General features: G+C 45.2%; 7 protein-coding genes. All 7 read left to right on the top strand.

The features are described from left to right. Nucleotides 1-43: 43 nt before the first annotated feature. Nucleotides 44-1,447: an ABC transporter substrate-binding protein gene (locus AC1TO9_RS01020; RefSeq protein WP_482058171.1), complete on the top strand. Its 1,404-nt coding sequence runs from the start codon at nt 44-46 to the stop codon at nt 1,445-1,447. Nucleotides 1,448-1,509: 62 nt separating this feature from the next. Beyond that, the gene (locus AC1TO9_RS01025) at nt 1,510-2,493 is read left to right on the top strand and encodes a carbohydrate ABC transporter permease (RefSeq protein ID WP_482054653.1); all 984 of its coding nucleotides are present in this window, start codon (nt 1,510-1,512) and stop codon (nt 2,491-2,493) included. After that, nucleotides 2,483-3,337 (top strand): carbohydrate ABC transporter permease, encoded by an 855-nt coding sequence (locus AC1TO9_RS01030; protein WP_482054654.1) that lies wholly within the window; start codon nt 2,483-2,485, stop codon nt 3,335-3,337. Before AC1TO9_RS01025 ends, AC1TO9_RS01030 begins: the two co-directional genes overlap by 11 nt. A 426-nt stretch (nt 3,338-3,763) precedes the next feature. Further along, the gene (gene addB, locus AC1TO9_RS01035) at nt 3,764-7,288 is read left to right on the top strand and encodes a helicase-exonuclease AddAB subunit AddB (protein ID WP_482058172.1); all 3,525 of its coding nucleotides are present in this window, start codon (nt 3,764-3,766) and stop codon (nt 7,286-7,288) included. Beyond that, nucleotides 7,246-11,190: a helicase-exonuclease AddAB subunit AddA gene (gene addA, locus AC1TO9_RS01040; protein WP_482054656.1), complete on the top strand. Its 3,945-nt coding sequence runs from the start codon at nt 7,246-7,248 to the stop codon at nt 11,188-11,190. Before addB ends, addA begins: the two co-directional genes overlap by 43 nt. Before the next feature lie 24 nt (nt 11,191-11,214). Then, on the top strand, nt 11,215-12,396 hold the full coding sequence (locus tag AC1TO9_RS01045; RefSeq protein ID WP_482054657.1) for an exonuclease SbcCD subunit D: 1,182 nt from the start codon (nt 11,215-11,217) through the stop codon (nt 12,394-12,396). Next, nucleotides 12,393-15,815, top strand: coding sequence for an AAA family ATPase (locus tag AC1TO9_RS01050; protein ID WP_482054658.1), 3,423 nt, complete (start codon nt 12,393-12,395; stop codon nt 15,813-15,815). The genes AC1TO9_RS01045 and AC1TO9_RS01050 overlap by 4 nt, the downstream gene beginning before the upstream one ends. Nucleotides 15,816-15,874: the final 59 nt, after the last annotated feature.

Below are 15,874 nucleotides of genomic sequence, written 5' to 3' on the forward strand. Positions count from 1 at the left end.
GTTACATTAACGCGAAGGAAACAAATAAAGGGGGAGGCAAAGTATGAAAAGTATGAAAAGTATGAAACGTGTTTTAGTCGGAATCTCTACAATGCTCGTGATATCATCTGCTCTCACAGCGTGTGGTGGAAATTCAAACTCATCCAGCTCAACTCCAGCTCCATCATCTAACACTGCTGAGACTCCATCAAAAGGGGATGCTCCGAAAGTTACCATCAATCTCTGGAGCTTTACGGACGAGATTCCGAACATGACCAAAAAGTATATGGAAATCCATCCTGAGGCGAATGTAGAGTTCAAAACTACGGTTATCGCAACTACCGATGGAGCTTATCAGCCTGCTATCGACCAGGCCCTGTCCGCTGGCGGGAAAGATGCTCCGGATATTTTTGCAGCTGAAGCGGCGTTCGTGCTCAAGTATACACAAGGCGATGCATCCAGCTTTACCGCCAACTATGCGGACCTGGGCCTTGACGACCAAATGGTTAAGGACGCGGGCATCGCTCAGTACTCTGTTGATATCGGCAGTAAAGACGGCCAGCTGAAAGGCCTCGGTTATCAAGCAACTGGCGGAGCCTTTATCTATCGCCGCTCGCTTGCCAAGGATGTGTTTGGAACGGATGACCCGGCTGCCATCAAGACTGAAATTGGTCCAGGCTGGGATAAATTCTTCGATGCAGCTGCGAAGCTGAAAGCTAAAGGATATGGCGCAGTTTCTGGAGACGGCGATATGTGGCATGCGATCGAGAACAGTTCTGAGAAAGGCTGGATTGTTGATGGCAAACTTCATATCGATCCGAAGCGCGAAGAGTTCCTTGATCTCTCCAAAAAGCTGAAAGACAATGGATACCACAACGACACGACAGATTGGACGGAAGCCTGGTACGCCGATATGTCCGGCACTGGTGCCCAACCGGTCTTCGGTTTCTTCGGTCCTGCTTGGCTCATTAACTATACGTTAAGCGACCATGCAAAAGATACAAATGGTGACTGGGCAGTTACTGAGTCACCAACAGGTTTCTTCTGGGGAGGTACCTGGTTGCTCGCCAATAAAGACGTAACCAAGGACGAAGCCAAGAAACAAGCTGTTGCGGACTTTATCAAATGGGTAACACTCGATACTTCTGAAACCGGACTCCAGTATTACTGGGCTAACGGAACGTTCAACGAGGGCGAGCAAGGCGCGAAGGACAGTGTTTCTTCCTCCGTTGTCATGGATAAGTCTAACGGTGAATTACCATTGCTTGGCGGGCAGAACATTTTCGACATATTTATTCCGGCTAACACCAACGCTTCAGGCAAGAACTTGACCCAGTTCGACGAAACGATAAACAGACTCTGGCGTGAACAAGTACGCGAATATACTGCGGGCAACAAGGACCGTGATAAAACGATCGAAACCTTCAAGCAGCAAGTCAAAGATCAACTTGAAATCGACAGCGAATAAAAAGAAAACGAAGGGGCGGGAAGTTATCCCGCCCCTTCATATCAACTAAAGGGGGGGAGACCATGCGCCGTAAAGGTGTGAACTACTCTAAATATGGCTATATCTTTACATTACCGTTTGTTTTGGCATTTCTTATTTTCTCGCTATATCCTATTTTATACACCGCATTCATCGGATTCACCGATTTAAAGGGATTAATACCAAAGCCAATACAGATTTTGGATGATCCTTTTAAGAACTTTAAAGATCTCCTCTTTGATAATGTCTCATTCAGAAAGTCTCTAATTAACACCGGGTTGCTCTGGATTGTCAACTTCGTTCCCCAGATCCTTCTCGCGCTATTGCTCACTGCGTGGTTCACGAACCAGCGTCTTAAAATTAAGGGACAAGGTGCTTTCAAAGTTCTGCTCTATATGCCTAATATTATCACAGCGGGTACAATTGCCGTTCTTTTTAGCACTCTGTTTGCCTATCCGATGGGTCCCATAAACAGTTTTTTTGAAATGATGGGATGGTCCGACGGCCCAATTTTCTTCCTGCAGGATAAGACGACAGCGCGGGGCATTGTGGCGTTCATCCAGTTCTGGATGTGGTATGGCAACACCATGATCATTCTGATCGCAGGCGTTATGGGTATAAATCCTGCACTCTTCGAGTCTGCGTCGATTGACGGCGCAAACGGAGTTCAGACCTTCTTCCGTATCACGCTGCCGAGTTTACGTACGATTTTGTTATTCACGCTGATTACATCGATGGTCGGTGGTTTGACCATGTTCGATATTCCGCAGCTCTTCCTTGCGGGCGGACCGGATGACTCCACGCTTACCACGTCCATGTTCATTTATGGGCAAGCCTTTAAGGGAAGCTATTTGTACAATCGCGCTGCAGCGGCCAGTATGATCATGTTCGTGATTTCAGCAATATTGTCTGGATTTGTGTTCTATTTAATGCGTGATCGCGACGCGGCAAAAATAAAAAAAATAGAAAAAATGCATAGAAAAGCCGCCAAGAGCAGCCAAAAGGGGGGCGTAGCACATGAACAATAATCAAAAAGGTGGAACCGTCACCCGTAAATTAAACAAGACGATTATCTATGTCGTCTGTATCTCTTTGGCGGTACTCAGTATCCTCCCGTTTTGGATCATGTTTGTGAACGCCACTCGCTCTACACCGGAAATTCAAAGCGGTATCTCACTGTTCCCTTCGACGCACTTGATGAGTAACCTGCGGGTGCTGCTCGACAAGAGCTTCGATCCCATTCAAGGGTTTATGAATTCTTTTGTTATCTCTGCTTCAGCAACCCTCTTAACGGTCTATTTCTCGTCCTTAGCGGCTTATGGACTTGTGACTTATAGCTGGAAGCTGCGTGGGCCATTCTTTACCTTTATTTTGTGCGTGATGATGATTCCTTCCCAGGCAAGTGCAATCGGATTCTATCAGTTCATGTATAAAATACATTGGACAAACAGCTTTCTTCCACTGATTCTGCCTGCGATTGCAGCGCCTGCGGTCGTGTTCTTTATGCGCCAATACCTGCTCGCTACGCTGTCGATAGAGATCGTGGAAGCGGCACGCGTAGACGGGTCCAGTGAATTCAGCACCTTTAACAGGATTATCATGCCGCTGATGGTGCCGGCAGTGGCGACGCAGGCTATCTTTGCCTTTGTGGCCAATTGGAACAACCTGTTCATGCCTCTGATTCTGCTGACACAGAAGGAGAAATATACGATGCCGATTATGGTCAGTCTACTTCGCGGTGATATTTACAGGACCGAGTTCGGATCGATCTACTTGGGGCTAGCCTTAACGGCTTTACCGCTGTTTGTGGTTTACTTCCTGTTATCCCGGTATATTATCGCGGGCGTAGCGCTCGGAGGCGTGAAAGAATAACCTCATGTTTGAGATTGAAGTAAAGTTGTTCACGAGATCGCTCATTTCGGAAGTTTGTAGAGATACAAACTTTCGAAATGAGCGATCTTATTTCTCCCTTTTGGAGTTCTTTATGAAATCCTACTTAAGAATGTCTTGAAGTAATGCTTCGGAGACATTCTTATTTGTCGTTTTTATAAAAACGATCATGATCATTGCGGATCCAATCTACTAACGATTAACGGATTATGAGTCGTAATAGTCTAAAAAGTGGATTTTATCATAGATGTGAGCAGTGAAACCAAACGTACGTTCCTTTGAGTGGAGGGTATGTTATAATAGTAAGCGACTATTCTAATACAATTTAATAAGTCAGTTTATACGATGAATTGTCAATCTGAGTGCGACAAGACTTGACAATTCATCCTTATATAAAGGAGGCATCCCATGTCGGTTCAATTCCTTATAGGACGTTCGGGAAGCGGTAAAACTACGAACATATTGCAAGATATATCGGCACGGATTAGCAAGGAATCACAAGGTAATCCGATCATCCTGATCGTTCCAGAACAGGGTTCTTTTCAAGCTGAGCATGCGTTAGTGACAACGGGTTCGGTGAGAGGGATTGCTCGTGCGCAGGTGCTAAGCTTTCAGCGTCTGGCTTACCGGGTCATGCAAGAGACGGGTGGATCGGCACGTGTTGGCATTAGCGAAGAAGGAAAAAGAATGTTGCTCTACAAGATCATACAAAGGCGTAAAGAAGAATTGAAGCTGTTCGGCCCATCGGGGGATCAAGTAGGTTTCGTGGGAAGACTAGGTCAACTCTACACGGAGATGAAGCGTTATTGTATCGATGCTACGAATGTATCAGAACAGCTCTCATTGATGAGATCTAATGGTTTGGGGACTCCGATCTTACGCGACAAGCTAGGAGATATCGAGACGCTTTATCGAGATTTCGAGCAAGAGTTATCTCCTTTATATATGGATAATGAAGATTATTTGATGACATTAGCGGGGGCTATTCCGAATTCTTCATACGTGAAGGGTGCGGATATTTGGATTGATGGTTTTCATGGATTCACACCTCAAGAATATACGGTGTTGCAGCAATTAATGTTATGCGCGTCATCTGTAACCATTGCACTTACGCTGGATAAAACTCTGGACCATGGCATGCTTCCACATGAGTTAGATTTATTTCATCCATCAGCCACAACGTATGTGAAGTTAAAAGGAATGGCTGCAGAATTAGGTGTGGAGTCATCGGATAGACTACTCAGCTCGGATAACCTCCCGAGATTTGAACATAGCCCAGAGCTTGCGCATCTCGAACGGGGATTTGATCGGCGAATTCCTTGGCGTGATTCTGCGCAACAAGAGCATCCTAAGTCTCACGGCATCTCTATTCACGCAGCCGTTAATCGACGTGCAGAAGTCGAGGGAGCACTGCGTGAAATGATTCGCCTCGTTCGTGAAGAAGGTGCTAGGTTCAGGGAAATGGCTATTTTTGTGCGACAATTGGGAGATTATGAGCCTATTATAGGTCCTCTTTGCCGCGATTATGACGTACCCTTTTTCCTCGATCAGAAGCGCAGTGAGCTACATCATCCCTTGGTAGAGTTTATACGTTCAGCACTTGATATTGTGAAAAGACGCTGGCGCTATGAAGATGTATTTCGCTGCATCAAGACGGATTTATTGCTGCCATTAGATGGCTCTCTTGATCGTAAAGATATGGATCGATTAGAGAATTACGTGCTAGCTTGTGGGATTCATGGCTACCGCTGGACAGATGGACGCCCATGGAGCGCAACTCCAAGTCTTTCACTTGAAGGTGATGACAACGTGGATCGAGAGAAGAAAGGCGAAGAGCTTCTTGAACTGATGGAGCGCTGTCGCGCAGCGATCTGTGGACCACTATTTACTTTTGAGAACAGATTGAAGAAAGCTAAGACTGCTCAAGATTTATGTACAGCCGTATATTTGTTGTTGGAAGAGGCGAATGTTCCGCAAAAGCTTGATCTTCTCAGTCATGAAGCTTTGGAAGCAGGTCAACCAGAGGCTGCCAAAGAGCATCGGCAACTATGGGGCGCCATTCTGGATATACTTGATCAAATGGTGGAATTAATGGGTGATGAGAACATTAGCTTCGATTTGTTTACGGGGATATTAGATACGGGCTTAACAGAGTTGAAATTATCCCTCGTTCCACCTTCCATCGATCAGATCTTAATTGGGAATATGGATAGAACACGTACTAGTGGTGTGAAATATACATTTCTGTTGGGCTTCAATGAAGGTGTTGTTCCTGCGATACTTCAGGAAGATGGCGTACTGACGGAACAGGAACGCCTGTTGTTATCGGATGCTGGAATGGAGCTAGCTCCAAGCATTTCACGTAAGCTTTTAGATGAAAGATTCTTGATCTACAATGCGTTAACTTCAGCTAGTCAACATATGTGGATATCTTATACGGCTTCTGATGAAGAGGGCAAAGTCCTCTTACCTTCGGAAGTGATTCGACATGTGAAGAAGATGTACCCATTCCTGAAAGAAGAGCCACTATTGGGGCAACCTCAGCGAGGACAAACCCTTGAAGAACAGCTAGACTTTGTAACGAATCCACAACAGACGTTGAGTCATTTAATTATACAGTTGCAAAAATGGAAGCGAGGTAGCGATATTCCTGACTTTTGGTGGGAAGCTTACAATTGGTATTTACAGCATGAGCAGTGGCGCGAACCTCTGTTCATGTTACTTCGCTCGTTATTTTATGTGAATGAAGCATTACCTTTGCGCTTAGACACGAGCCGCAAGTTGTATGGAGCCAAAATTCGTACAAGTGTATCAAGAATGGAGAGATTTGTTGCTTGTCCATTTTCACATTTTGCATCACATGGTTTAAAGCTAAAAGAACGTCAGATGTATCGACTAAAGGCGCCTGATATCGGTCAATTGTTTCACTCTGCACTTAGTGATATGGCCACGCAATTAAAGAATCGAAGCGTTAGTTGGGGGAGTCTAACACCTGAAGAATGCCGACTGGAAGCCGGTATTGCGGTAGATCGCTTAACACCCCTCTTGCAGGGAGAAATCTTATTGAGTTCCAAGCGCTATGGCTATATTTCAAGAAAATTAAAAAACATTGTCGGCAGAGCATCCATTATTCTTGGTGAACATGCTCGGAGAGGTAACTTTGAACCTATTGGGCTTGAACTTGATTTCGGTCCTGGGAAGACGCTACCTCCGCTTACTTTTCCACTGGAGAATGGCTCGATTATGGAAGTTGTCGGTCGGATTGACCGCGTAGATATGGCACAGACAGAGCAAGGGATGATGCTGAGAGTGATTGATTATAAGTCCAGCCAGAATGATCTCAAGCTACATGAGGTGTATTATGGTCTGTCTCTTCAATTGTTAACTTATCTCGACGTATTGTTGACATATTCAGAAGACTGGCTTGGGCAGGCAGCTATCCCAGCGGGAACATTGTATTTCCATGTGCATGATCCATTATTGCAATCTACGAATGGGATGAATGCGGAGCAAGCAGCAGATGAATTGCTTAAACGTTTCAAAATGAAGGGGCTTTTGCTCGCGGATCGCGACGTTATTGCACAGATGGATGCAACGTTAGATAAAGGACATTCTACGATTCTGCCCGTTGCTGTGAAAGCCGATGGAAGTTTCTATAGCAGTGCAGCTGTGGCAAGTACGGAACAATGGGGAAGTTTATTGTCATCTGTAAGGAACAATATTATGAAGATTGGAACGCGTATTACAGAAGGTGATGTAACAATTGAACCTTATCGGATTCAGAATGAGACGGCTTGCACATTTTGCTCTTATAAGCCGGTCTGTCATTTCGATGAAACGATTGAGGGAAGTCAATATCATATCATGGGTAAACCGAACAAAGCACAAGTATGGGACATGCTGTCCAAGACGCAAGGAGGAGATACACCGTGAGCGGACTAGTGAAGCCAGAGGGTAGTATGTGGAGCGATGATCAGTGGAAGGCCATTTCGCTTAGCGGTGATCATATTCTTGTAGCAGCGGCAGCGGGTTCAGGGAAAACAGCCGTGTTAGTAGAAAGAATTATTCGAAAAATTATGAATGAAGAAGAAGGATTTAGTGTTGATCGGCTACTCGTTGCAACGTTTACGAAGGCAGCAGCGGCTGAAATGCGTCAGCGGATTCGTGAAGCATTGGATAAGGAGCTTGAGAAAGAGCCAGATAACGAGCATCTGCGTCGTCAACTTGCCCTTCTAGGGAGAGCATCGATTACTACACTTCATTCGTTCTGTTTGGAAGTTATTCGTCGCTATTATCAGTGGATTCCCTTGGATCCAGGATTCCGCATACTGAATGTGAATGAAGCGGAATTGCTACGTCAGGAAATTCTGGAGCAATTATTTGAGGAAAAGTATGGTGAGGCAGAGGACGGTGGTATCTTTCTACGTCTTGCTGACTGGTTCAGCGGTGAACGTAGTGATGATGCTCTCTATCTTCTTGTTCAGAAGCTATATGACTTCTCTCGAAGTCACTCTTGGCCAGATGCTTGGTTACGTCAGATGGCGTCTAATTTCTCCATTTCTGATTCCTCAGAGCTTGATGATAGTCCTTGGGTTCACAGCATTGTTAAGGATGCCAATTTGTCTATTGCAGGGGCGGCAGGATTACTTCAACAAGCTATATCTTTAGCGATGTTACCTGGAGGACCAGCTCCTTATGTCGATAATTTACGAGATGATTTAGAAATGGTCGAATCCCTTCGAGAATGTCTAGAGGATTTTCCATGGAATGCTCTTTATGATGCCTTTCAAACGATTTCCTTCGGTAAGTTAAAGAGTTGCCGCAAAGATGAGACGGACCCTGTTCTACAGGATCGTGTCAAGGAACTGAGGGACAATGTTAAGAAAATACTGAATGAACTTAAAAATTCCTTGTTCGGTCGCTCGGCAGAAGCTTTCCTGTCAGAGCTGCATGAGGTTGCTCCAGTGATGGAGGAATTATCTGAGGTTGTCATTCTGTTCGGTCAGCGTTATCAAGCAGAGAAGAAGTCACGTGGACTCGTCGATTTCAGTGATCTGGAGCATTACTGTTTACAGATCCTACGACATCCGGATTCTTCTATGGATCATCTCCTTCCCTCAGATGCCGCCATTGAATATAAAAGCCACTTCGATGAGGTGTTATTGGATGAATATCAAGATACCAATAGCGTACAGGAGGACATCGTAAGGCTGATTTCCAGAGATGCACCTGGGAATCGCTTTATGGTTGGGGATGTGAAACAAAGTATTTATCGGTTTCGCCTAGCAGATCCAGGACTTTTTCTAGATAAATACGGCAGATACGGCGTGGATGAGAATGAAGGAATAGTGATCGACCTTGCTCGGAATTTTCGTAGTAGACGTCAAGTGTTGGATGCAGCCAATGTATTGTTCCGACAAATAATGAATGAAAGTGTAGCGGAGATCACTTATAACGAACGTGCTGAATTAGTATATGGAGCATCATTTCCTAGCAGTTCAGACGGTGCAGAGGAGTCTACTTATACGCCAGAGCTTCTCTTGATTGATCGCGGGAATGGCGGTAGATCAGGTGAAGACGAAGCTTCAGAGAATGAAGAGAACTCCCTTCTTCAAGAAGGCGAGTGGGTGGAGATGGAGACTGCTCAACTCGAAGCACGTGCCATTGCTGCGAAGATCAAAGAAATGACAGGTGAAACTGGGGAACCGTTATTTATTTATGATAAAGAATTAAAAATGATGCGACCTATTGTTCATGGCGATATAGTAATCCTTTTACGTTCTGCTTATATTTGGGGACCATTGTTTATGGAAGAACTTCGTCAACAGGGTATTTCTGCTGATGGGGAACAGAATCAAGGTTACTTTCAGGCTACTGAAGTTGAGATTATGTTGTCCTTGTTGCAAGTGGTAGATAATCCGCTGCAAGATATTCCGCTTGCGAGCGTCCTTCGTTCACCGATTGTTGGTCTAACAGAGGAAGAATTAGCTGAGGTTCGCTTGTGTGCGACTGGATCATTCTATGAGGCTGTGAGAGCAGCAGCGGAGATCAATTCGGAAGATGGAGGTTCTTCTAAACTAAGATTCAAATTACGTGATTTCCTTCTTAAAATGGAGGGGTGGCGTAATGAAGCGCGTCGTGGCAGTCTAGGAGACCTGATATGGCATATATACAGGGAGACTGGCTATATGGACTGGGTAGGCGGACTTCCTGGCGGAGGGCATCGTCAGAACAATTTAACGGCACTATACGATAGAGCTGTTCAATATGAACAGACTACAGCATCTAGGGGTTTGTTTCGCTTCTTGACCTTTATCGCTAGACTTCGTGACCATGGTTCGGATTTAGGTAGTCCAGGGGGATCAGACAAGCAAGATAATGCCGTAAGAATCATGACAATTCATAAAAGTAAAGGTCTGGAATTCCCAGTCGTTTTCTTAGCGGGCATTGCCAAGACTTTCAATCAGCAGGATTTGAGTTCTTCTTTTCTGATGCATAAAGATTTGGGATTTGGGCCGAAGTTCGTGGATCAAGAGATGCGAGTCAGTTATCCAACTTTACCGAATCTCGCGATTCGTCGTCGCTCACAGCAAGAACTGCTGGCTGAGGAGATGCGAGTGCTGTATGTAGGACTAACTCGTCCTAAAGAGAAATTGATACTAGTAGGGACGGCTAAGGATCTCGCTAAAAAGGTATTAGCATGGACCCAGGTTCAGGCACATCAACCCTATATGCTTCCTGATTATGTGCTATCGAGGGGGCGTAGCTATTTGGATTGGATTGGGCCGGCCTTAATTCGTCATCCTGATGCAGAGCTTTTAAGACAGATCGGTGGCGTTACAGAGCCTCCTGCGCCTGCTTTGAACGACGATCCTTCTGTATGGAGTATATCCGTTCTTTCAGCAGATGAACTTTCGCAAGATGTCATACTGGGTGTAGATGGAGAGAAAGAGATTTCGCAGAATCGTAAGCTTAAATTGCAAGCCATATTGAAAAGAGAATCAATACCGCTGTCGTCCATCGAGGCTAGCGATGAACTGCCCACTACTGGCTCGAATGGCATCGAGAGTAAGCTGGAGTGGCAATATCCATATGCGATAGCTAGTACGCTGTCAGCTAAAACATCGGTTACAGAGATGAAGAAGATTCTCTCTATGCAGGAACTTCCGTCTTTGGATTGGATGGAGGAGAAGAATAATCAACAAGATTCAACATTACAGCTTCGTCGACCTAAATTTATGGAGAAGAAAAGCATGAGTCCCACGGAGCGGGGAACCGTCTACCATACGCTTATGCAGCATATTCCATTGCATACAGGTGCAGTAGATTCTGCGATAGTAGGAGAAACACTCCAACGGCTTACCGAATTGCAGATTGTCACGAAGGAACAGGCGGAGATGATCACTGTAGAGGAAGTGGCTGCTATGTTTCAAAGTGATATTGGAGCAAGGCTGCTTGCTGCGGATTGGGTAGAACGGGAAATGCCTTTCAGTTACGCGCTTTCTGCAGTTGAAGCGCATCAAGGACTAAATATCGTAAAGAAATTATCTGCGCCTGATGAACAGGAATCTTCGGTGACTGCTAGACAGTTGGAGAATGAAACGGTGTTAATTCAAGGTGTTGTGGATTGTATTTTCAGAGATAATGGCAAGTTGATTCTTGTTGATTATAAGACGGATCGTGTTCTGGAACAGCGAGGTGGGGTAGAGCCTTTGGTGGAGCAGTATCGCTTTCAACTAGAACTTTACGGTAAAGCGTTAGAGGACATTATGGGTGAGCCAATTAGTGAGATGTGGCTGTACTTCTTCGATGGGTCGCATTGGGCAAAGGTTTAGGGGATATCAGAGGGGAGAGATGATATGCGTATATTGCATACCGGCGATTGGCACTTCGGACGTTCATTGGAGGGGCGCAGTCGCATGAAAGAGCAAGAGGATTTCGTAGATGAGTTAGTACGGATGGCAGATGATCAGCAAGCGGATCTTATTTTAATGGCTGGGGATGTGTATGATTCTGTTAATCCACCTGCTGCGGCAGAGCAACTTTTCTATGAGGCCGCTGCAAGGTTAAGTGCGGGTGGAAGACCGCTTGTCGTCATTGCCGGCAATCATGATCAACCTGAGCGAGTGTCATCTGTGTCACCGTTAGTGACTCGACAAGGCATTACGTTAGTTGGTATGCCCAGCGTGAATGCTGTGACGGTCCATGCCGCTCGTACAGGGGAAATTGCCAAAATTGCTGCGCTACCCTATCCTTCTGAAGCCAGACTGAATGAATTGCTAGTAGTGGAAGGGAACGAAGATGATTTGCGTCAAGCATATAGCGCTCGTGTCGGCCAATTAATGGGCATGCTAGCTCGTGAATTCACTCCGAGTACGATTAACTTGGCGATGAGCCATATTTACGTCTTAGGCGGTGTAGAATCAGACTCTGAGCGTCCTATACAGGTTGGGGGTGCTTATACTGTCGATCCATCGGCACTTTCAATAGGCGCGCAATATACGGCCCTTGGTCATCTCCATAGATCTCAAGCTGTGAAAGGGGAAGGAATGATTCGTTACAGCGGCTCCCCACTTGCCTATAGTTTCTCAGAGGCTGGTCAAGCGAAATCGGTCACGATGCTAGATATATCACCTGGGGGACAGCCGATTCTTGAAGAATTGTTCCTCTCTTGTGGCAGACCTTTAGTTCGATGGAAAGCTAAGGGAGGGCTCGAAGAAGTACATCGCTGGTTAGATGAGGGATTAGATGCTCATGCATTTATTGATTTGGAAATATCGCTTAATGATGCGTTATCACTTGGTGAAATACAGAGACTGCGTAAGAGTCGTGAAGGATTAGTACATATCCGTCCCATCTACCCAGAGATGGAGGTTATGGAAATGGAAATAGAACGTTCGCGATTGCCATTACACGAAATATTCCGTAAGTTCTATCAGCGGCAAACAGGGGGAGCGGAGCCTGATGATGGGCTTGTACAATTGTTCCTCGAGCTTGTTGATGAGAATTCTACCGTTCAGGAAGAAGGGGATGCAACATGAAGCCGATCACACTGAAACTGGCTGGACTGCAGAGCTATCGTGAAATGCAACAGATTGATTTCGATGATCTTACGCAGATGGGGTTATTCGGTATTTTTGGTCCTACAGGCAGTGGTAAATCAACTCTGCTTGATGCGATAACACTGTCTTTATATGGAAAAGTGGAGAGGGCAGTCAACGGAACACAGGGAATTATGAATCACTCGGAAGATTCGTTGTTTGTCTCCTTTACTTTTGAATTGAATTCCTCCGAAGGGGCACAGCGATATCGAGTTGAACGGCGCTTTAAGAGATCTAATGAATTATCGATCAGCAACACTATTAGCCGATTTATTGAGGTTACTCCAGATGGGGATGTGGTGCTTGCGGATAAGTTGGCAGACGTTACTCGCTGTGTTGAAGACAAGATTGGACTTAAGATGGATGATTTCACACGTGCAGTTGTTCTTCCGCAAGGGAAATTTGCTGAGTTCTTGTCTTTAAAAGGGACTGAAAGAAGGCAAATGTTGCAACGATTATTTCACTTGGAACAGTATGGTGATCAATTGGGCCAGAAGCTTAGCCGTCGTGTGAAGGAGAATGAAGCGACTCTGAGAAATATCGAGGCAGAACAGCAAGGGTTGGGGAACGCTGGCAAGGAGGTCCTTGAAGAAGCTAAGAAGCAACTATCAGAAGCAGTGCTTCATGCGGAAGCTTCTCGACGCAAACTTCATGAAATTACAATCCAAGCAGAGCAATTGTCAAAAGTATGGGAATGGCAACTGGAGCGTAGTCGTAGACAAGAACAGTTGTTACAGCTTTCATCATTGGAGAAAGAAGTAAAGGATTTGGAAGATAAGCTATCCAAAGCAAGTGCTGCCCAGCATTTAATGCCTTTACTTACTCAGATGCAGGAGAGCAAACAGGAATATCTGAACCGTGAGACGCAGGCTGCATCATTACATGGTAAAGCACAAGAAGCAGAACGAGTATTACTTCGCGCAATGGAAGCGGATGATGTAGCTAAGCTTATATTATCTTCAGAAGAACCCAAGTTGCTCATTAGACAGGATCAGCTGGTTCAAGCTGTGAAACTTCAGCAGGAGCGAGATACTCTTCGTAGTGAGTGTCAAGATCTTGATGCGAAGAAAGCGAATGTTGTGAGAACGCAGTCTGAGCTCCATGAACAACTTCTGAAAGAGAAGGAACTTCTTAATAAAGGGCAGAAAAGGCAGGCTGAATTGCAGGAAAGCTTGAAGCCCCTGGAGACAAGGTCACAGGAGCGGGAGTTAATTCACAAAGCGATACAACGTAGGCATATTATTCAATCGAGTGACGAGCAACAACAAATCGTATCGAATGAATACGACCAACAAGGGAAAAAACTCGCTGAAATGAGCTCCAAGTTAAGTAGCTTTGAGCGGGAGTTGTTGAACAATGCGTCGAATAATGCTCTTTTCATAGAGAGGCTGACTTCCCATGTATCTGTCATCATTGGACAGGAAAAAGCGGTTAATCAGGATATCCGAAGGCTCTCGGCAGAAGAGGCGGAGTTACATGAGGAGATAAAGAGCCTTGAGACGCATGCTCTATCATTGAGCTTGGCTACACAGTTGCAAACAGGACAGCCTTGCCCTGTGTGTGGATCAGAACATCATCCGCATCCAGTAGAAATAACAGATGGTTCAGAGAAACTGACCATTCAGACAGAGCAAATGGCGTGTCTTCGAAAGGTACACTTACAGCTTCAAGAGCTTCGGTTAAAGCTTCATCAGCTTATGATGGAGGGTCGAACATTAATGGAGCAAGCTGGTGCTGTATTACCTGAACAGGATGAGCCGCAAACAGTGACAGGAATGGAAGTATCTGAAGTGAGTGATAGTGAAGTTGCATTTTTCTCACTGGCATACTGGAGAGATAGAATTAAACAGATGGAAGAGACATCTCAAGAGTTGATAAGACAGACTTTAGCCCTAAGGCAGGAGAACGTTGAAATGAAGCAGAGTGATGGCATGCTTCAACAGCAACATATGAGATATATAGCAGAGGTAGATGCTCTAAGAAATATTCATACTGAAACGAAATTTAAACTTGACCGTGTAACAACTGAATTAACCAAGTTACATCAAGCGTGGGTGGAACAATTTCCTGAAGTTCCTCTGATGGAGATTGAACAGAAATTTGAACTTATGCAAAAGAAAGACGCTGAAGCTGAGACCCTCAAGGAACGGATTGAGATCAGTATTCCTTTTCTGGAAGGCAAGTTGCTAGCGGTTCAGTCGATAGAACAACAACTAGGAGAGCTAGACAAAGCTCATATTCAATGGAATACACAGTGGCAGGGTAAGCGTGAATTGCTGATTGAGAAAGAGGAACGTCTTCTTGCCTACGTTGGTGATAATTCAGCCGAAAGCTTACTTGGGGAATGTATTCAGCAACTCAAGAACTTAAGGGCAACAGCGGAACAATCTCAGAAAGAACGACGTACCGCTGAGGATGCGAAGCATGAAGCGATCAAAGTTGCTGTTATAGCACAGCAGGCTGTTGATTCCGCTGTGGAACATTATAAGGCTGCATTAAGTCGATGGGAGCAAATGCTAGCATCTTCCATATTATCTAGTGCAGAAGAAGTTGTGGCATGTTGTTTACAGCGAGAAGAAGAGATGAAATATGCGGATGTTGTTACAGCACACCGTGAGAATGAGCGAGAAGTGACGTTGCAGCTTGCATATGTTGAGGACAAGCTCTCGGGGATTGTATTAACCGAAGAGGAATGGGATATCTGCAAAGCTACATTGGATGAATGCCGAAATACAGATGAAGCAGCGATCCAACACAAGGCTAGAGCAGAACGTGATTTGGAAGATGTTATAGATCGACACTCTAGATGGATGCAATTAGAGAATATACGTGTAGAGCGTCAGACTCAGGGAGAGCAACTATCCAAGCTACAATCTTGTTTACGGGGGAATGCCTTTGTGGAATATATCGCGGAGGAACAGTTGATGCAGGTCAGTCAGGCTGCTTCGCAACGTCTTCTTTTTCTCACTAGACAACGCTACGCTCTGGAAGTAGATTCAGGAGGCGGTTTCGTTATTCGTGATGATGCTAACGGAGGGACCCGCCGACCGGTATCCACGTTATCTGGTGGTGAGACATTCCTAACATCGTTGTCTTTAGCGCTCGCACTATCCGCTCAAATTCAATTACGTGGTCAATACCCGTTGCAATTCTTCTTCTTGGATGAAGGTTTCGGTACGTTAGATCCAGATCTGCTCGAGATGGTGATCACTTCACTAGAACGCCTTCACAGCGATCATCTATCCGTAGGTATTATAAGCCACGTTCCCGAACTTAGAGCACGATTGCCTCGTAAATTAGTCGTACTACCAGCTGAGAATGCTGGAGGGGGATCACGACTTGTGATGGAAAATATGTAAAACATCAACTTATGTGATACTCATCACAGTAACAGCAACAAGGTGTTGTTATAATACAG

The organism is Paenibacillus sp. Y916 (assembly GCF_056786435.1).

Excerpts from the sequence above, each read along its gene's own strand:
- AC1TO9_RS01020 (WP_482058171.1), top strand. The coding sequence starts at position 44 with ATGAAAAGTATGAAAAGTATGAAACGTGTTTTAGTCGGAATCTCTACA.
- AC1TO9_RS01025 (WP_482054653.1), top strand. The coding sequence starts at position 1,510 with ATGCGCCGTAAAGGTGTGAACTACTCTAAATATGGCTATATCTTTACA.
- AC1TO9_RS01030 (WP_482054654.1), top strand. The coding sequence starts at position 2,483 with ATGAACAATAATCAAAAAGGTGGAACCGTCACCCGTAAATTAAACAAG.
- addB (WP_482058172.1), top strand. The coding sequence starts at position 3,764 with ATGTCGGTTCAATTCCTTATAGGACGTTCGGGAAGCGGTAAAACTACG.
- addA (WP_482054656.1), top strand. The coding sequence starts at position 7,246 with ATGGGACATGCTGTCCAAGACGCAAGGAGGAGATACACCGTGAGCGGA.
- AC1TO9_RS01045 (WP_482054657.1), top strand. The coding sequence starts at position 11,215 with ATGCGTATATTGCATACCGGCGATTGGCACTTCGGACGTTCATTGGAG.
- AC1TO9_RS01050 (WP_482054658.1), top strand. The coding sequence starts at position 12,393 with ATGAAGCCGATCACACTGAAACTGGCTGGACTGCAGAGCTATCGTGAA.